We start from the raw sequence: 17,301 nt of genomic DNA on the forward strand, positions 1-17,301 counted from the left end.
CGCGGCACGCGGAACGGCCCGCCCCCGACTCGGGAAGCGGGCCGTCCGTACCGGTCGCGTTCCTGCCGTCGCGCCCGTCACCGCGTGGCGGTCAGGCCGCGGCCGGGATCCTGTCCTCCACCCGGGCGGAGGCCGGGGCGAGGGCGATCTCCAGCACCTGGCGGACGTCGGTGACCGGGTGGACGTCCAGCTTCTCCAGCACCTCGGCCGGGACGTCGTCCAGGTCGGCCTCGTTGCGCTGGGGGATCACCACGGTGGTGATGCCCGCCCGGTGGGCGGCCAGCAGCTTCTGCTTGAGGCCCCCGATCGGCAGGACCCGCCCGGTCAGCGACACCTCACCGGTCATCGCAACATCCGTGCGGACGAGACGTCCGGAGAGCAGCGAGGCCAGGGCGGTCGTCAGGGTGATGCCGGCGCTCGGGCCGTCCTTGGGGATGCCGCCCGCCGGGAAGTGGATGTGCACGCCCCGGTCCTTGAGGTCCGCGACCGGCAGCTCCAGCTCCGCACCGTGCGAACGCAGGAAGCTCAGCGCGATCTGGGCCGACTCCTTCATGACGTCCCCGAGCTGACCGGTCAGGGTCAGTCCGGAGGCCCCGGTCTCCGGGTCGGCGAGCGACGCCTCGACGAAGAGGACGTCACCGCCCGCCCCGGTCACCGCGAGCCCGGTGGCCACGCCCGGCACGGCGGTGCGGCGCCCGGCCGGGTCCTGGGCGGACTCGGGCACGTGGTGCGGCCGGCCGATGAGGCCGCGCAGGTCCGCGTCGGTCACCGCGAACGGCAGCTCGCGGTCGCCCAGTTCGTGCTGTGCCGCGATCTTGCGGAGCAGCCGGGCCACCGCCCGCTCCAGATTCCGTACGCCCGCCTCGCGGGTGTACTCGCCGGCCAGCTTGCGCAGCGCCGGCTCCTCCAGGGCGACCTCGTCCTTCTCCAGGCCGGCCCGCTCCAGCTGGCGCGGGAGCAGGTGGTCCCGGGCGATGACGACCTTCTCGTCCTCGGTGTAGCCGTCGAGGCGGACCAGCTCCATGCGGTCGAGCAGGGCCTCCGGGATGGCGTCGAGCACGTTGGCGGTGGCGAGGAAGACCACGTCGCTGAGGTCGAGCTCGACCTCCAGGTAGTGGTCGCGGAAGGTGTGGTTCTGGGCCGGGTCGAGGACTTCGAGGAGGGCGGCGGCCGGGTCGCCCCGGAAGTCGGAGCCGACCTTGTCGATCTCGTCGAGCAGGACGACCGGGTTCATCGAACCGGCCTCCTTGATGGCCCGCACGATACGGCCGGGGAGCGCGCCCACGTACGTACGCCGGTGGCCGCGGATCTCCGCCTCGTCCCGGACACCGCCGAGCGCGACGCGGACGAACTTGCGGCCCATGGCGTGCGCGACGGACTCGCCGAGGGAGGTCTTGCCGACGCCGGGCGGGCCGACGAGGGCCAGCACCGCGCCGCCGCGGCGGCCGCCCACCACGCCAAGACCCCGGTCGGCACGGCGCTTGCGCACCGCGAGGTACTCGGTGATGCGTTCCTTCACGTCGGCGAGGCCGGCGTGCTCGGCGTCCAGGATCTCCCGGGCGCCACGGATGTCGTAGGCGTCCTCGGTCCGCTCGGTCCAGGGCAGTTCGAGGACGGTATCCAGCCAGGTGCGGATCCAGGAGCCCTCGGGCGACTGGTCGCTGGACCGCTCCAGCTTCTCGACCTCCTTGAGCGCGGCCTCGCGGACGTGCTCGGGGAGGTCGGCGGCCTCGACACGGGCCCGGTAGTCGTCGGACTCGTCCTCCGGGTCGCCGTTGAGCTCGGAGAGCTCCTTGCGCACGGCGTCCAGCTGGCGGCGCAGCAGGAATTCGCGCTGCTGCTTGTCTACGCCGTCCTGGACGTCCTTGGCGATGGATTCGGCCACGTCCTGCTCGGCGAGGTGCTCGCTCAGCCACTGGATGGCGAGCTTCAGCCGGGCGATCGGGTCCGCGGTCTCCAGGAGCTGGACCTTCTGGGCGGTGGTGAGGAACGGCGAGTATCCGGAGTTGTCGGCGAGCGCGGAGAGGTCGTCGATCTGCTGGACCCGGTCCACGACCTGCCAGGCGCCGCGCTTCTTCAGCCAGCTGGTGGCGAGCGCCTTGTACTCCTTGACCAGCTCGGCGGCGGATCCGGGCAGGGGATCGGGGGCGGCGGTCTCGAGCACGGTCCCCTCGACCCAGAGCGCCCGGCCGGGCCCACTGGTCCCGGCGCCGATGCGGACCCGGTCGCGGGCCCGGATCAGGGCGCCAGGATCACCGTCCGACAGGCGTCCGACCTGCTCGACGGTGCCGAGGACACCGGTCCCCGTGTACGTCCCGTCGATCCGCGGGACAAGCAGCACCTGGGGCTTGCCCCCACCGGGACGGACGGCGGCCTGCGCGGCCTCGACGGCGGCGCGCACCTCGGTGTCGGACAGGTCGAGCGGTACCACCATGCCGGGCAGGACGACCTCGTCGTCGAGCGGCAGCACGGGCAGGTCGATCGGTGTGAACGCCTCGGACTCGTTAGTCATGATCTCCCCTTCGGCAGGCAAGTTGAGCTATGTGGACTCAATGCTCCTGAGCCGCTGAATGTTCCCCACCGCTTGTTCGCTCTGAGCGATCAGACCGCTTCAAGCCGCTCCCGCGTCGACACCGGACCGTCCTTCACGCCCTCCCGGCGGGCGGCGCCGGGGCGGCCCCCCGCATACGGGAGCGCCACCGGGCGGGCCGTTGTTCCCCATCCCCGGAAGCGTCCCCCGGAGCATCCCCGGAAGAGGGAACGCGCTGGCCCTCGGCCCGGGCGGCGGGACAGGATGACGGACACCGACCGCTACGACCGGAGACCGGAGAGCCACACGATGCCCGCGATGCCCCCGATGCGTGCGATGCCCGCCCCCGACCCGTTGCCGACGCGTTCCGCCGGCACCCCCGTCGTCCTCGACCGCCGCGAGGGACCCTTCGGCGAAGTCGTGCTGCGGGAGCGCGGGGAGCACTTCGAGATCATCGCCAACGGCTGCTTCCTGATGGACACCTCCGACGGGCGCTCCGAGCGGCTGCTGATCGACGCCGCGCTGGCCGCCCTGCCCGCCGCGCGGACCGGCCCCTCGGTGCTGATCGGCGGCCTGGGCGTCGGATTCTCGCTGGTGCGGGCCGCCGAGGAGGAGCGCTGGGGCCGGATCGTGGTCGTGGAGCGGGAGCAGGCGATCGTGGACTGGCACCTGGCCGGGCCGCTGGACCGGATCTCCGGGCCGGCACTGGCCGATCCCCGGACCGGGATCCTCCACACGGATCTCGTCGCCCACCTCCGTATCAGCACGGAGCGTTACGACGCCCTGTGCCTGGACATCGACAACGGGCCGGACTGGACCGTCACGGAGGACAACGGAAGCCTCTACTCCCCCGCCGGACTGGCGCACTGCCACGACCGGCTGACCCCGGGCGGAGTGCTCGCCGTCTGGTCCGCGCAGCCGTCGCCGGCCTTCGAACAGGCCTTGCGGAATGCCGGGTTCAGCAGGGTTCGGACGGAAGAGGTGGCCGTTGCCCGAGGTGTGCCCGACGTGGTCCATCTCGCACTTCGGGCGATCTGAACCCCCCTCCCGGTATGCGCGGACCGGCGGTGGCACGGGTCAACCGGCACAAGGGCGACGATCCGGCCGCCCGGTCGGCGTGGACGCGCACGTCCGGGGCAACACCCTGCGTAGCCGGGAGCCCTCCGCTGCCTTTACGCTGCTGACCGGCACACGGGATCACCCACCGAAATCCACGAGCGAAAACCGTGCCTCCGGGGGAATGGCTCCCGCGAGAACGGGCAGGGGCGGGGCGATGGAACAGACACACACCACCCACAACGGCGTCGCGGCCACCCCGGGGGCTCAGCGCCGGGTGCTGGTGGTCGAGGACGACCCCACGATCGTCGACGCCATTTCCGCCCGGCTGCGGGCGGAGGGTTTCCTGGTGCAGACCGCGCTGGACGGCCCTGCGGCCGTGGACGCGGCCGAGGCCTGGCAGCCCGACCTGATGGTGCTCGACATCATGCTTCCCGGCTTCGACGGCCTGGAGGTCTGCCGCCGCGTACAGGCGCAGCGCCCCGTACCGGTGATGATGCTCACCGCGCGCGACGACGAGACCGACATGCTGGTCGGGCTCGGGGTCGGCGCCGACGACTACATGACCAAGCCGTTCTCCATGCGGGAGCTGGCCGCCCGGGTGCACGTGCTGCTGCGCCGGGTGGAGCGGGCCGCGCTGGCCGCCGTCACCCCGCGGAGCGGAATCCTGCGTCTGGGTGAGCTGGAGATCGACCACGCGCAGCGCCGGGTCCGGGTGCGCGCCGAGGACGTCCACCTCACGCCGACCGAGTTCGACCTGCTGGTCTGTCTCGCCAACACCCCGCGCGCGGTGCTCTCCCGGGAGCAGTTGCTGGCCGAGGTGTGGGACTGGGCGGACGCCTCGGGCACGCGCACGGTCGACAGTCACATCAAGGCGCTGCGCCGGAAGATCGGCGCGGAGCGGATCCGTACCGTGCACGGCGTGGGCTACGCCCTGGAGACTCCCGCGCCATGACGCGGCCAGGGTCCGGACTGCGGCCCTTCTCGATCAAGGCCAAACTCGGCACACTCGTCGTGATCTCGGTGTTCATCACCACGGGTCTGCTGATCGTCGCGTTGCGGACCCGTACGGAGTTCCGCTTCATCACGGTGTTCTCGGTGATCGCCACGCTGCTGATCACCCAGTTCGTGGCGCACGGTCTGACCGCGCCGCTGGACGAGATGAGAGCGGTGGCCCGGTCCATCTCGCACGGCGACTACACCCGCCGGGTGAGCGGCGCCGGGCGGCGGGACGAGCTGGGGGACCTGGCGCAGACGATCAACCGCATGGCGGACGATCTGGAGGCGGAGGACCGGCATCGAAAAGAGCTGGTCGCCAATGTCAGCCATGAGCTGCGCACCCCCATCGCGGCGCTGAGAGCCGTGCTGGAGAACGTGGTGGACGGGGTTTCCGCCGCCGATCCGGAGACGATGCGCACGGCGCTGCAGCAGACGGAGCGGCTGGGCCGGCTGGTCGAGACGCTGCTGGACCTGTCGCGGCTGGACAACGGGGTGGTGGCGCTCAAGGCCCGCCGTTTCGAGGTCTGGCCCTATCTGTCGGGCGTACTGAAAGAGGCCAATCTCGCCGCCTCCCACCGACGTCTGTCGTCGGGTTCGGGCAATCACTCCCGTACGGACGTCCACCTGCATCTGGACGTCTCGCCGCCGGAGCTCACCGCGCACGCGGACGCCGAGCGGCTGCACCAGGTGGTCGCCAACCTCATCGACAACGCGGTCAAGCACAGCCCGCCGCACGGCCGGGTGACGGTGCTCGCGCGGCGCGGGGACCGTCCCGAGTCGCTGGAGCTGGAGGTCGTCGACGAGGGGCCCGGGATCCCGGAGGCGGAGCGCCACCGGGTGTTCGAGCGCTTCAACCGGGGCCAGGTGCCCTCCCCGCACGGTCCGGGAAGCGACGGCGGTACGGGGCTGGGTCTTGCCATCGCCCGTTGGGCGGTCGATCTGCACGGCGGCCGGATCGGAGTGGCCGAATCCGCGACGGGCTGCCGCATCCAGGTCACCCTCCCGGGAATCCCCGAGCCGCGCGGTTGACGGTGCGGTTGACATAGGGTCGAACCGGAAGGGCACGTTCACCCGTGTCCTGCCAGCAGGGGCCTCAAAGGGAGGCGGCCGGATGGCCGTATCCTCGGTCCTGCGTACCCGAAGTACCCGAAGTGCAGTGGAACCTCGCTTGTTTCCCGCCATTTCCTGCGCCGAAACCCGCCTTCCGATGTGATGTGCACGACGAAGCACCGGCCCGGCCTGCAAGGAACGGTTCGGGGGGCGTAGCCTTGATTTCCGCTGTCCATCACCTTGTGAAGCGGAAGAGGGCGGTTGCCGCCGTGTCGTCTCAGTCCCCCAGTAACTCGAGCATCTCGACCGATCAAGCCGGACCGGGTACGAACCCGGCCGCCGCGTTCGGCGCCAATGAATGGCTCGTCGACGAGATCTACCAGCAGTACCTCCAGGATCCCAGTTCGGTCGATCGCGCCTGGTGGGACTTCTTCGCCGACTACAAGCCGGGTGCCTCCGGCACGGCGGACAAGCCCGTTCCCGGCGTCGCACCGGTGACCGAGGCGCCCGCCGCCCCGGCCGCGCCCGCTCCGGCGGCCGCCCCGGCTCCGGCGAAGGCCGCGCCCGCAGCCGCTCCGGCGGCTCCCGCGCAGCCGGCCCCGGCCAAGGCCGCCCCGGCTCCGGCCCCGGCGAAGCCCGCGGCGGCGAAGCCCGCCGCCGCGCCCGCCAAGGCCAAGGCGGACGATTCCACCGAGGCCCCGGCCGGCCCGGAGTACGTGACGCTGCGCGGCCCCTCGGCCGCCGTCGCGAAGAACATGAACGCCTCGCTGGAGCTGCCGACGGCCACATCCGTCCGCGCGGTCCCGGTGAAGCTGCTCTTCGACAACCGCATCGTCATCAACAACCACCTCAAGCGCGCCCGCGGCGGGAAGATCTCCTTCACGCACCTCATCGGGTACGCGATGGTGCAGGCCCTCAAGGCCATGCCGTCGATGAACTACTCCTTCGCCACGAAGGACGGCAAGCCGACCCTGGTGAAGCCGGAGCACATCAACCTGGGTCTGGCCATCGACCTGGTGAAGCCGAACGGCGACCGCCAGCTGGTCGTCGCGGCCATCAAGAAGGCCGAGACGCTCAACTTCTTCGAGTTCTGGCAGGCGTACGAGGACATCGTCCGGCGCGCCCGCATCGGCAAGCTCGGCATGGACGACTTCGCCGGCGTCACCGCCTCGCTGACCAACCCCGGCGGCATCGGCACCGTCCACTCGGTGCCCCGCCTGATGCCCGGTCAGGGCCTCATCATGGGCGTCGGCGCGATGGACTACCCGGCGGAGTTCCAGGGCACGTCGCAGGACACCCTGAACAAGCTCGGCATCTCGAAGGTCATGACGCTCACGTCGACCTACGACCACCGGGTCATCCAGGGCGCCGCCTCCGGCGAGTTCCTGCGGGTCCTGTCCCAGCTGCTGCTCGGCGAGAACGAGTTCTACGACGAGATCTTCAAGGCGCTGCGGATCCCCTACGAGCCGGTCCGCTGGCTCAAGGACATCGACGCCTCGCACGACGACGACGTCACCAAGGCCGCGCGGGTCTTCGAGCTGATCCACTCCTACCGGGTCCGCGGCCATGTCATGGCCGACACCGACCCGCTGGAGTACCACCAGCGCAAGCACCCCGACCTGGACATCACCGAGCACGGCCTCACCCTGTGGGACCTGGAGCGGGACTTCGCTGTCGGCGGGTTCGCCGGCAAGACGATGATGAAGCTCCGCGACATCCTCGGCGTTCTGCGTGAGTCGTACTGCCGCACCACCGGCATCGAGTTCATGCACATCCAGGACCCGAGTCAGCGCAAGTGGCTCCAGGACCGCGTCGAGCGCGCGCGCCCGAAGCCCGAGCGCGAGGAGCAGCTGCGCATCCTGCGCCGGCTGAACGCCGCCGAGGCGTTCGAGACGTTCCTGCAGACGAAGTACGTCGGCCAGAAGCGGTTCTCGCTGGAGGGCGGCGAGTCCGTCATCCCGCTGCTCGACGCGGTCATCGACTCCGCCGCCGAGGCCCGCCTCGACGAGGTCGTCATCGGCATGGCCCACCGCGGCCGCCTGAACGTGCTGGCGAACATCGTCGGCAAGTCGTACGCGCAGATCTTCCGCGAGTTCGAGGGCAACCTCGACCCGCGCTCGATGCACGGCTCCGGCGACGTCAAGTACCACCTGGGCGCCGAGGGCACCTTCACCGGTCTGGACGGCGAGCAGATCAAGGTCTCGCTGGCCGCCAACCCCTCGCACCTGGAGGCGGTCGACCCGGTCCTGGAGGGCATCGCCCGCGCCAAGCAGGACATCATCAACAAGGGCGGCACGGACTTCACGGTCCTGCCGGTCGCGCTCCACGGCGACGCGGCCTTCGCGGGCCAGGGCGTCGTCGCCGAGACGCTCAACATGTCGCAGCTGCGCGGCTACCGCACCGGCGGCACCGTGCACGTGGTGATCAACAACCAGGTCGGCTTCACCGCCGCCCCGGAGTCCTCGCGCTCCTCGATGTACGCCACCGACGTGGCGCGCATGATCGAGGCGCCGATCATCCACGTCAACGGCGACGACCCGGAGGCCGTGGTCCGCGTCGCGCGGCTCGCCTTCGAGTTCCGGCAGGCGTTCAACAAGGACGTCGTGATCGACCTCATCTGCTACCGGCGCCGCGGTCACAACGAGACCGACAACCCGGAGTTCACCAACCCGCAGATGTACACCCTGGTCGACAAGAAGCGCTCGGTGCGCAAGCTGTACACCGAGTCCCTCATCGGTCGCGGCGACATCACGCTGGAAGAGGCGGAGCAGGCGCTCCAGGACTTCCAGGGTCAGCTGGAGAAGGTGTTCGCAGAGGTCCGCGAGGCCACCTCGCAGCCGGCCGCCCCGCACGTCCCGGAGCCGCAGGCCGCGTTCCCGGTGACCGTGGAGACGGCCGTCTCCGCCGAGGTCGTCAAGCGGATCGCCGAGTCGCAGGTCAACATCCCCGACTCGATCACCGTCCACCCCCGTCTGATGCCGCAGATGCAGCGTCGCGCGGCCTCCGTGGACAACGCGACGATCGACTGGGGCATGGGCGAGACGCTGGCCATCGGTTCGCTGCTGATGGAGGGCACCCCGGTCCGGCTCGCCGGCCAGGACACCCGCCGCGGCACGTTCGGCCAGCGCCACGCGGTCCTGGTCGACCAGGTCACCGGCGAGGACTACACCCCGCTGCTGTACCTGGCCGACGACCAGGCCCGGTACAACGTCTACGACTCGCTGCTCTCGGAGTACGCGGCGATGGGCTTCGAGTACGGCTACTCGCTGGCCCGTCCGGAGTCGCTGGTCATCTGGGAGGCCCAGTTCGGTGACTTCGTCAACGGCGCGCAGACCGTCGTGGACGAGTTCATCTCCTCGGCCGAGCAGAAGTGGGGCCAGACCTCCGGCGTCACGCTGCTGCTGCCGCACGGCTACGAGGGCCAGGGCCCGGACCACAGCTCCGCCCGCCCGGAGCGCTTCCTCCAGATGTGCGCGCAGGACAACATGACGGTCGCGATGCCGACCCTCCCGTCGAACTACTTCCACCTGCTGCGCTGGCAGGTGCACAACCCGCACCACAAGCCGCTGATCGTCTTCACCCCGAAGTCGATGCTGCGCCTGAAGGCCGCGGCCTCGTCCATCGAGGAGTTCACCACCGGCGGCTTCCGTCCGGTGATCGGCGACGCGTCGGTCAAGCCCGAGAACGTCCGCAAGGTCGTCTTCTGCGCGGGCAAGCTGTACTACGACCTGGACGCCGAGCGGGAGAAGCGCGGCGACACGGAGACGGCGATCATCCGGCTGGAGCGCCTGTACCCGCTGCCGGGTGCGGAGATCCAGGCCGAGATCGCGAAGTACCCGAACGCCGAGAAGTACCTGTGGGCCCAGGAGGAGCCGGCGAACCAGGGTGCGTGGCCGTTCATCGCGCTCAACCTGATCGACCACCTGGACCTCGCGGTCGGCGCGGACGTGCCGCACGGCGAGCGCCTGCGCCGCATCTCGCGGCCGCACGGCTCGTCCCCGGCGGTCGGCTCGGCCAAGCGTCACCAGGCGGAGCAGACGCAGCTGGTCAACGAGGTCTTCGAGGCCTAGGACCGCACAGCGGCCGTACGGGCTGTTCGTACGCCACAGGGACCCGGTTCCGCGCTCGTCGCGGGGCCGGGTCCCTGGCGTATCCGGCACACGCGGCGTATGCGGAGTATCCGGCGTTCAGGAGGGCGTCCGCGGCTCGATATCCTGTGCGCATGTACTTCACGGACCGTGGCATCGAGGAACTGGAGAAGCGGCGCGGCGAGGAGGAGGTCACCTTCGAGTGGCTCGCCGAGCAGCTGCGGACGTTCGTCGATCTCAACCCCGACTTCGAGGTGCCGGTCGAGCGCCTCGCGACCTGGCTGGCCCGGCTGGACGACGAGGACGACGAGGACGCGTGACCCGGCCCGCGCTCCGGGAAGACACGTCCTGGTCCTAGGGGGTCCTAAGGACGGTCCGCGCCTGCCCTGGCCCGCTCGTACGCGAGTCCCAGCGCACCCTGCGCCAGCAGCACCGCCCCGGCCGCCGCCCAGCCGCCACTGCGGCGACGGGCGCCCCACAGCAGGAGCGGGAGCCCGGCCGCGAGCTGGACGGCGGCGACGGCACGGGCGCGGGGACCGCGTACCCACGGGCCGATCCTGCCGCTCTCGACCGCGTCCAGTTCGACGCGTACGGCATCGCGCCAGCCGGCCCACTCGATCCGCTCCGCCCCGCGCTGCACCGCCGCGACGCTGCGCAGCCGGTCCGCGCTCTCGCCCGGTGAGAGTCCGGCGGGCAGGGTCAGCCCGGTGCGGGTGAGAACGGCGAGCAGTCCCCGCAGCCGGGCGCCCGCGTCGCCCTCCGGATCGGGGCGGGTCAGCTCCTCCAGGGCCTGTACGTCCAGCACCGGGTCGAGGCCGAGCCGGACCGCGAAGGTGCGCATGGCCTCGTCCTCGCCCACCGGGGTGCCGTCGGTCAGCCAGATGTAGCCCACGGGCCGGCGGAACCCGGCGGCGAGCGTGAATCCGGCCCGGTCGGCGTCCCACCACAGGGCGAGCACCGGCCAGGTGGAGCCCACCGCGAGCGCGGTGGCCCAGCCGCCGAGGACCCGGTCCACCGGCTCGGGATCCTGCCCGGCGCCCTCGTTCCAGGGTTTGCCCTCCGGGACGAGCACGCTCCACTCCTCACCCGCGCGGGCCAGCAGCATCTGCTCGCGCAGCAGGTGGGCGAGCGGCCGTACGGTCTCGGGGTCGGCCCGGCAGAGCAGGAGGGCCCCGGTGGATGTCGCGTTCATGGCTCACACGCTAGGGCAATTTGCCCGCACTTGATCTATTTGTGGGCATTTCTCCCCTCGCCACCCCCTCCTGCCCCCTTTGACTTCCCCCATCCGCGATATATCGTGTTCCGAACGAGACGCGATATGTTGCGTTGCCACGCTTCCCGGGAGGTCACATCCATGCCTGTGTCGACATGGACCATCGCCGAGCCGCGGAAGCTCGCCTTCGAGGATCCGGTGACGGCACTCCACGTGCGCATCGTGGACGGCACGGTCAACGTGGTCGGGACCGACGAGCCGGAAGCCCGGCTGGAGGTCTCCGCGATCGAGGGCCCGCCGCTGATCGTGACCCAGGAGGACGGCCGGCTGACCGTGGCCTACGAGGACCTGCCCTGGCAGGATCTCCTGCGCTGGTTCGACCCGAAGAACCGCCGCCGCAGCGCCGTGGTCACACTCGTCGTGCCGGCCGCTTCCTCGGTCGAGGTAGGCGTGATCGGTGCCGGGGCCGTCGTCTCCGGCATCAGCGGCCGCACGGAGGTCCGCGGCATCACCGGTGACTCCACGCTCGTCGGGCTGACCGGCGCGGTGCGCGGGGAGTCCGTGTCGGGCAGCCTGGAGGCCCAGAGCGTCACGGGGGACCTGCGCTTCCACTCCGTGTCCGGCGATCTGACGGTGGTCGACGGGGCGACCTCGGTCCGGGCCGAGTCGGTCAGCGGCGCCATGGTGCTGGACGTCGACCCGTCCGGGCGGCCCACGGACATCCGGCTGGCCACCGTGACGGGCGAGATCGCGATCCGGCTGCCGCACCCGGCCGACGCCAGGGTCGAGGCGAACACCGCGAGCGGGGCCGTCTCCAACGCCTTCGATGACCTGCGGGTCGGCGGGCAGTGGGGCACGAAGAAGATCACCGGCACGCTGGGCGCCGGGACGGGGACCCTGCGGGCGACGACCGTGTCCGGTTCGATCGCCCTGTTGCGCAGGCCCCCCGTCGAGGACGACGCGTACGCCGCCGAGCCGACCGGAAAGGTTCTCTGACATGCCTCCCGTATTCGCCCACGGCCGTCTGCGGCTGTACCTCCTCAAGCTTCTGGACGAGGCGCCTCGCCACGGTTATGAGGTCATCCGCCTGCTGGAGGAGCGCTTCCAGGGCCTGTACGCCCCGTCCGCCGGCACGGTCTACCCGCGGCTGGCCAAGCTGGAGGCCGAGGGCCTCGTCACCCACGCCACCGAGGGTGGCCGCAAGGTCTACTCGATCACCGACGCGGGGCGCGAGGAACTGGCGGGCCGGGGCGGCGAACTGGCCGACCTGGAGCTGGAGATCCGCGACTCGGTCTCCGAGCTGGCCGCCGAGATACGCGACGACGTACGGGGCGCGGCGGGCCGGCTCCGCAGCGACATGCGGGCGGCGGCCTCGGAGTCCCGGCAGGGTACGAAGGCCGGGGCGGGAACCGGGGCCGGGAGCGGCAAGGGCCGGGCGAAGGGCGAAGGGGCCTCCCCCTTCGACGACTTCGGCGACTTCGGCCGTCTGGGCGACCTCGGCGAGAGCGAGACGTGGCGCACGGCGAAGGAGGAGCTGAACCGGGCCAAGCAGCTGTGGAAGGAGCAGGCACGCCGGGCGAAGGACGAGTCCCGGCGCGCCCGCGAGGACGCCCAGCAGGCCCGCCGCCAGGCCAGGGAGGCCCAGGAGAAGGCGCACGAGCAGATGCAGACGGCCGCCAGGCAGGTCCAGGAGCACTTCGCGCGGGGCGACTGGCCCTCCGGGGTGCGGGAGGGCCTCGCGGAGATCACCGGGCAGCTAGGCGGGTTCGCGCGCTCCGGAGCCTGGCCCCCGTTCGGCAAGCCCGGGGCGGACTCCGCCCCGGCGGCCCCGGTCCCCGACGACGGCTTCGACTGGGCCGAGGACGCACCGGCCACGGGCGACCCGGTGCGCGACCTGGACCGCCTGCTGGACCGTTTCCGCGACGGCGTCCGGGACACGGCCCGCGACCACGGCGTGACGGAGGCCCAGCTCGCTGAGGCCCGCCGCCACCTGGGGGCGGCGTCGGCGCGGATCGAGGCGCTGCTGACGGCGGAGGACGAGGGGAAGGCCTGAGCCGACGCGGCTCAGGTGGAACGGAGAACAGGGGCGGGCGTCCGGTACTGGACGCCCGCCCCTGCCTTCCGTTCGGGGGTCCGGTACTGGACGCCCGCCCCTGCTTTCCGTTCGGAGGTCCGGTGCTGGACGCCCACCCCGCCCGGTTCCGTACGCCCGCCTCACCCGGTCTCGGCGTGCCCCTGGCCTTCGTCGGCGTCGGGGCCGTACAGCGCGCGCCGCACGGTCGCGTAGGTCGCGCCGTGCTCGGCGAGGACGTCGGCGACGACTCCGGGCTTCGCCGTGAGGGCCAGGAGCAGGTGTTCCTGCCCGATGAAGCGGTCGCCGCGCCCCAGGGCGACCCGCAGGGAGTTCTCCAGGACGGTCTTCGCCTCCGAGGTGAAGGGGCGGTGCCCCGACCACCACCACCGGCGTCCGCCCCGGGCGGTCGCCAGGGCCCCTTCGCCGTGGGCCCCTTCCACCCGGGAGACGATCGCGCCGATGTCGATCCCGATACCGGCGAGGGCGTCGGTGTCGGCCTTGGTCAGGCCGCCGCGGCGGCGGGCCTCGGCGAAGGCGGCGTCCAGGGAGGCGCGGCGGTCGTGGAGGCCGAGTGCGGTGACGGCGAACGAGGCCCGGCCGCCCTCCTGTTCCAGCAGCGCGAGCAGCAGATGTTCCTCGGTGACCGAGTCGGCCCCGACGCGCTCGGCCTGGGTCACGGCGCCCTTCACGGTCGCGCGGGCCCCTCGGGTGAATCGCTCGAACATCAACGCCTCCCGTACTTCTTGTGCACGGCCTGGCGGCTGACGCCCAGCTCGGCGGCGATCTCCTGCCACGACCAGCCCTGGACGCGGGCGCTTCTCACCTGTACGGCTTCGAGCTGTTCCAGCAGCCGCCGCAGCGCCGCCACCGACCGCAACCCGACGCGGGGGTCACGGTCGCCGGCACGTGCGGCCAGATCCGTTGCTTCGGTCATGACGTCAACCTACATTGACATGCGCCTTCCGTCAATCAAAGTTGACATCATCGTCGGCCAGGCGGGCGTGCCGCTCGATGTCGTACCGGACGCGGCCGTAGCGCAGCCTGGCCCGCTCGATGCCCTCGGGCGCGAATCCGGACCGGGTCGCGACCCGGCAGGAGGCCGGGTTGTCGGTGCGGTGGCCCAGCTCCAGCCGGTACAGCCCGAGCTCGTCGAAGGCCCAGCGCGCCAACGCCCGCACACCGGCCGGGGCGACGCCCCGGCCGCGCGCCTCCTCCGTGGTCCAGTAGGAGACCCAGCCGGTGTCGTGGATCAGGTTCACGGCATCGACGGCGACACAGCCGAGGGCCTCGCCCGCCTCCCCCACGACGGCCCAGGAGTAGCCGGTGCGCGCTCCCCGTTCGCGCGTGCGGTCCGCGATCCAGGCCAGCGCCCCGGACCGGTCGAACACCGGCCGGTCCGTCTGGCGGTCCATCTCGGCCGGGGCGAAGGCGCGGAGCACCGCCGAGGCGTCGACGGGCTCCCAGCGGCGCAGCAGGAACCCTTCAGGGGTGGTCAGTTCGTCCATACGGTCCACCTTCCCGCACGGTCACCACCACCTCACTCCCGGGCCACGCCCGTACGACCGGCCAACTCCCGCGCGAAGACGTGCCGGGGCCCGGGGCGACCAGCCCCGGGCCGGTGACGGAGACACGCCAGCCCCGGGGCGTGGGCGGGAGGGACAGCTCCGTCACCCCGGGGCGGGCGGCGGCACGGTAGGCGAGGCGGTAGGAGCGGGTGTCCGCGTCGTACGCCTCGGAGCGGACGGCCCCCGCGACGGCCGGGGCGTACGGGGTGGCCGTCCGCTCCTTGTTCGTACGGAAGCGGCCCCGCTCGTCGACCGCGCAGTAGCCGCCGCCGTAACACCAGACGTACCCGGCCCAGCCGGAGCTGTAGCGGTTCAGGGAGTCGACGGCCTCACGGTAGAAACGGCCCATGTTGGGGAGGGAGTTGTTCAGGGGCCCCCACTCGCCGACGACCACGGGCATCCCGTGGCGGGCCGGATAGGCGGTGACGGCGGCCTCGTACGCCTCGATCCAGCCGGCCGACGGGTCGTAGTCCGCGCCCGCCTCCATGGCGGTGTTGTAGAAGTGCGGGGCGTACACGGTCCGGCGGTCCTCGATCCGGCCGAGCCCGGTGGGAACGCCCTCGCCGACGATGGGCGTCGGCTCGACGAAGAGCCAGGTGTCACGGTCCTTCGCCCGGACGGCACGGGCCAGCCGGTTGTACATCGGGGTGATGTGCTGGGCCTCGATCCGGCGGGCGGCGGTCGGCAGGCCCTCGCCCGCGCGCAGCTCCCCCATCGGCTCGTTGATCAGGTCGTAGCCGATCACGGCCGGGTGGTCGCGGAAGCGTTCCGCGAGGACCTGCCACATGGCGGCCTGGGCGCGCTGGAGGTCGGGGTCCTCGTAGAGGTGGGTGAAGGCCCGCTGGACGGCCGGTTCGAAGTACTCGGAGAACCAGTCGTCGGGGTTCGGGGTGAACGGCAGTCCGTCGGTCCTGGTGGCCCAGGCGGGGATACCCCGATGCCCGAACGCGGGCCCGAAGACGTCCTGATGGGCGTCGATGAGGACATGGACGCGGTGCTTGCGCGCCCAGTCCAGGACGCGTTCGACGCGCCGGAGGTAGCGCTCGCTGTACTGGCCGCGCGCGGGCTCCAGGTCGTCCCAGAAGACCAGCAGCCGGGCGAAGTTGAAGCCTTTCGCACGCAGGTCGCGGAAGTGCCGTTCGGTGATGGCGGCGAGGGCGGCCTCGCCGCGGTTCGCCTTGTCCTCGACGTTCCAGCCGCGCAGGGTGAGGGTGCGCCCCCGGTCGTCGGTCAGTGGCGGGATGGCACGTTCACGGGACTCGGATGCCGGTACGGCCGCGGGGGCGGGGTGCGCCGAGGCGGCGGGAGCGAGGGCTCCCGCCGCGAGCACGGACGCGACGACGACTGCCATGAGTGCTCTGCCCATTCGCATGGACGGCACCCAATCAGCAAAGCTGACACATGTTCAAGTATGCGTTACGGAACAGCTCTTGGCAGAGCTAGGAGGCCGGCGTGAACACGATCTTCCCGAACAGGTCGCCCGACTCCAGCCGCCGGAAGCCCTCCCTGGCCCGGTCCAGCGGCAGCACCTCGTCGATGACCGGGCGCACCCCGGTGGTCGCGCAGAACGCGAGCAGGTCCTCCAGCTCGTCCTTGGACCCCATGGTGGAGCCGACGACCTTCAGCTCCAGGAAGAAGATCCGGGTCAGCTCGGCGTGGGCGGGCCGGTCTCCGCTGGTGGCACCGGAGATGACGAGGGTGCCGCCCGGGCGCAGCGACTTCACGGAGTGGGACCAGGTGGCGGCCCCCACGGTCTCGATGACGGCGTCCACCCGCTGCGGCAGCCGGGCGCCGGGCTCGTACGCCTCCAGCGCGCCGAGTTCGACCGCCCGCTCACGCTTGGCCTTGTCCCGGCTGGTGGCGAAGACCCGCAGCCCGGCGGCCCTGCCGAGCACGATCGCGGCGGTGGCGACCCCACCGCCGGCGCCCTGGACGAGCACGGAATCGCCGGGCCGTACACCGGCGTTGGTGAACAGCATCCGGTAAGCGGTGAGCCAGGCGGTCGGCAGACAGGCGGCCTCCGCGAAGCTGAGCTCCTTCGGCTTGGGCAGGACGTTCCAGGTGGGGACGGTGACCTGCTCGGCGAAGGTGCCCTGGTAGCGCTCGGTGAGGATGGAGCGCGGCTCCTTCGGCCCGACGCCGTGACTCGACTGCCCGATGACGGAGTGCAGGACGACCTCGTTGCCGTCCTGGTCGACGCCGGCCGCGTCGCAGCCGAGGATCATCGGGAGCCGGTCCTGCGAGAGGCCCACGCCCCGCAGGGACCAGAGGTCGTGGTGGTTGAGGGACGCGGCCCGCACGGTGACGGTGGTCCACCCGGGACGTGTCTCGGGGGCCGGGCGATCACCCAGTTCCAGGCCGTCGAGGGGCTGGTCGGGATCGATGCGGGCTGCGTAGGCGGCGAACATGGCTCGACGATAGGCGGGGCGGGGCGGCCCACGGAACCGCCCGCACGTGTGACGCACACCAAGCGGGGTGGGCCCGCGCCATCGATCCCCCCTCGCGCTTGACCGGCGGGGCCCGCGCCTTCAAGCCCCTCAAGCGGCAACCAGCCCTGCGGCGAGGGAGCAGCGGAAGCCCGCACCACCAGCCCCTGCGGCGATTGAGCAGCCGAGGGCCCGAACCTTCAAGCCCCTGCGGCGATTGAGCAGCGGGGGTCTGGCGCCGACCTGCACGCGCGGTCCACGGGGGCGCTCGCCGCCGCGCTGACCGGGTCGCTGAGCGAG

General features: G+C 71.7%; 14 protein-coding genes. 7 read left to right on the top strand and 7 right to left on the bottom strand.

Going from position 1 to position 17,301, the window contains the following annotated elements; all coding sequences use genetic code 11:
* Positions 1 to 91 precede the first annotated feature (91 nt).
* Positions 92 to 2,512 (bottom strand): endopeptidase La, encoded by a 2,421-nt coding sequence (gene lon, locus AB0F29_RS28460; protein ID WP_361877613.1) that lies wholly within the window; start codon positions 2,510 to 2,512, stop codon positions 92 to 94.
* Between the two features lie 345 nt (positions 2,513 to 2,857).
* On the opposite strand from lon, the gene AB0F29_RS28465 reads away from it, so the two are divergent.
* The 5 genes from AB0F29_RS28465 to AB0F29_RS28485 all read left to right on the top strand — a co-directional run bounded on the left by AB0F29_RS28465 (position 2,858) and on the right by AB0F29_RS28485 (position 10,043).
* Positions 2,858 to 3,568 (top strand): spermidine synthase, encoded by a 711-nt coding sequence (locus AB0F29_RS28465; RefSeq protein WP_361877659.1) that lies wholly within the window; start codon positions 2,858 to 2,860, stop codon positions 3,566 to 3,568.
* A 235-nt stretch (positions 3,569 to 3,803) separates the two neighbouring features.
* The gene (locus tag AB0F29_RS28470; RefSeq protein ID WP_003966317.1) at positions 3,804 to 4,541 is read left to right on the top strand and encodes a response regulator transcription factor; all 738 of its coding nucleotides are present in this window, start codon (positions 3,804 to 3,806) and stop codon (positions 4,539 to 4,541) included.
* A complete protein-coding gene (locus AB0F29_RS28475; RefSeq protein ID WP_361877616.1) occupies positions 4,538 to 5,614 on the top strand; it encodes an ATP-binding protein in 1,077 nt (358 codons plus the stop codon). The genes AB0F29_RS28470 and AB0F29_RS28475 overlap by 4 nt, the downstream gene beginning before the upstream one ends.
* Positions 5,615 to 5,904: 290 nt before the next feature.
* Positions 5,905 to 9,705: a multifunctional oxoglutarate decarboxylase/oxoglutarate dehydrogenase thiamine pyrophosphate-binding subunit/dihydrolipoyllysine-residue succinyltransferase subunit gene (locus AB0F29_RS28480; RefSeq protein ID WP_361877619.1), complete on the top strand. Its 3,801-nt coding sequence runs from the start codon at positions 5,905 to 5,907 to the stop codon at positions 9,703 to 9,705.
* 152 nt (positions 9,706 to 9,857) lie between these two features.
* Entirely contained in the window at positions 9,858 to 10,043 is a 186-nt protein-coding gene (locus AB0F29_RS28485) for a DUF6104 family protein (protein WP_003966321.1), read from the top strand.
* A 44-nt stretch (positions 10,044 to 10,087) separates the two neighbouring features.
* Here AB0F29_RS28485 and AB0F29_RS28490 read toward each other — a convergent pair whose 3' ends face one another.
* Positions 10,088 to 10,915 (bottom strand): hypothetical protein, encoded by an 828-nt coding sequence (locus AB0F29_RS28490; protein ID WP_361877621.1) that lies wholly within the window; start codon positions 10,913 to 10,915, stop codon positions 10,088 to 10,090.
* 162 nt (positions 10,916 to 11,077) lie between these two features.
* Between AB0F29_RS28490 and AB0F29_RS28495 the strand changes: the two genes are divergently transcribed.
* Both AB0F29_RS28495 and AB0F29_RS28500 read left to right on the top strand, forming a co-directional pair.
* Positions 11,078 to 11,932 (top strand): hypothetical protein, encoded by an 855-nt coding sequence (locus AB0F29_RS28495; protein ID WP_361877624.1) that lies wholly within the window; start codon positions 11,078 to 11,080, stop codon positions 11,930 to 11,932.
* 1 nt (position 11,933) lies between these two features.
* Positions 11,934 to 12,989 carry a helix-turn-helix transcriptional regulator gene (locus AB0F29_RS28500; protein WP_361877626.1) on the top strand — a complete coding sequence of 352 codons (1,056 nt, stop codon included), beginning with the start codon at positions 11,934 to 11,936 and terminating at the stop codon, positions 12,987 to 12,989.
* 161 nt (positions 12,990 to 13,150) lie between these two features.
* Here AB0F29_RS28500 and AB0F29_RS28505 read toward each other — a convergent pair whose 3' ends face one another.
* The 5 genes from AB0F29_RS28505 to AB0F29_RS28525 form a co-directional block, all read right to left on the bottom strand.
* Positions 13,151 to 13,735, bottom strand: coding sequence for a Clp protease N-terminal domain-containing protein (locus AB0F29_RS28505; RefSeq protein WP_361877628.1), 585 nt, complete (start codon positions 13,733 to 13,735; stop codon positions 13,151 to 13,153).
* Entirely contained in the window at positions 13,735 to 13,944 is a 210-nt protein-coding gene (locus AB0F29_RS28510; RefSeq protein ID WP_007447814.1) for a sigma factor-like helix-turn-helix DNA-binding protein, read from the bottom strand. Before AB0F29_RS28510 ends, AB0F29_RS28505 begins: the two co-directional genes overlap by 1 nt.
* Before the next feature lie 31 nt (positions 13,945 to 13,975).
* Complete coding sequence (locus AB0F29_RS28515) at positions 13,976 to 14,515, bottom strand: GNAT family N-acetyltransferase (RefSeq protein WP_361877632.1); 540 nt, start codon at positions 14,513 to 14,515, stop codon at positions 13,976 to 13,978.
* Complete coding sequence (locus AB0F29_RS28520) at positions 14,493 to 15,926, bottom strand: cellulase family glycosylhydrolase (RefSeq protein WP_361877635.1); 1,434 nt, start codon at positions 15,924 to 15,926, stop codon at positions 14,493 to 14,495. The genes AB0F29_RS28515 and AB0F29_RS28520 overlap by 23 nt, the downstream gene beginning before the upstream one ends.
* Positions 15,927 to 16,014: 88 nt before the next feature.
* The gene (locus AB0F29_RS28525; RefSeq protein WP_361877638.1) at positions 16,015 to 16,983 is read right to left on the bottom strand and encodes a zinc-binding dehydrogenase; all 969 of its coding nucleotides are present in this window, start codon (positions 16,981 to 16,983) and stop codon (positions 16,015 to 16,017) included.
* Positions 16,984 to 17,301: the final 318 nt, after the last annotated feature.

Origin of the sequence: Streptomyces sp. NPDC026589 (genome assembly GCF_040638385.1) — a bacterium.
Classification (GTDB): domain Bacteria; phylum Actinomycetota; class Actinomycetes; order Streptomycetales; family Streptomycetaceae; genus Streptomyces.

Bases quoted from the DNA above. Each gene is read 5' to 3' on its own strand.
- lon (WP_361877613.1), bottom strand. From the start codon at position 2,512: ATGACTAACGAGTCCGAGGCGTTCACACCGATCGACCTGCCCGTGCTG.
- AB0F29_RS28465 (WP_361877659.1), top strand. From the start codon at position 2,858: ATGCGTGCGATGCCCGCCCCCGACCCGTTGCCGACGCGTTCCGCCGGC.
- AB0F29_RS28470 (WP_003966317.1), top strand. From the start codon at position 3,804: ATGGAACAGACACACACCACCCACAACGGCGTCGCGGCCACCCCGGGG.
- AB0F29_RS28475 (WP_361877616.1), top strand. From the start codon at position 4,538: ATGACGCGGCCAGGGTCCGGACTGCGGCCCTTCTCGATCAAGGCCAAA.
- AB0F29_RS28485 (WP_003966321.1), top strand. From the start codon at position 9,858: ATGTACTTCACGGACCGTGGCATCGAGGAACTGGAGAAGCGGCGCGGC.
- AB0F29_RS28490 (WP_361877621.1), bottom strand. From the start codon at position 10,915: ATGAACGCGACATCCACCGGGGCCCTCCTGCTCTGCCGGGCCGACCCC.
- AB0F29_RS28495 (WP_361877624.1), top strand. From the start codon at position 11,078: ATGCCTGTGTCGACATGGACCATCGCCGAGCCGCGGAAGCTCGCCTTC.
- AB0F29_RS28500 (WP_361877626.1), top strand. From the start codon at position 11,934: ATGCCTCCCGTATTCGCCCACGGCCGTCTGCGGCTGTACCTCCTCAAG.
- AB0F29_RS28505 (WP_361877628.1), bottom strand. From the start codon at position 13,735: ATGTTCGAGCGATTCACCCGAGGGGCCCGCGCGACCGTGAAGGGCGCC.
- AB0F29_RS28510 (WP_007447814.1), bottom strand. From the start codon at position 13,944: ATGACCGAAGCAACGGATCTGGCCGCACGTGCCGGCGACCGTGACCCC.
- AB0F29_RS28515 (WP_361877632.1), bottom strand. From the start codon at position 14,515: ATGGACGAACTGACCACCCCTGAAGGGTTCCTGCTGCGCCGCTGGGAG.
- AB0F29_RS28520 (WP_361877635.1), bottom strand. From the start codon at position 15,926: ATGGCAGTCGTCGTCGCGTCCGTGCTCGCGGCGGGAGCCCTCGCTCCC.
- AB0F29_RS28525 (WP_361877638.1), bottom strand. From the start codon at position 16,983: ATGTTCGCCGCCTACGCAGCCCGCATCGATCCCGACCAGCCCCTCGAC.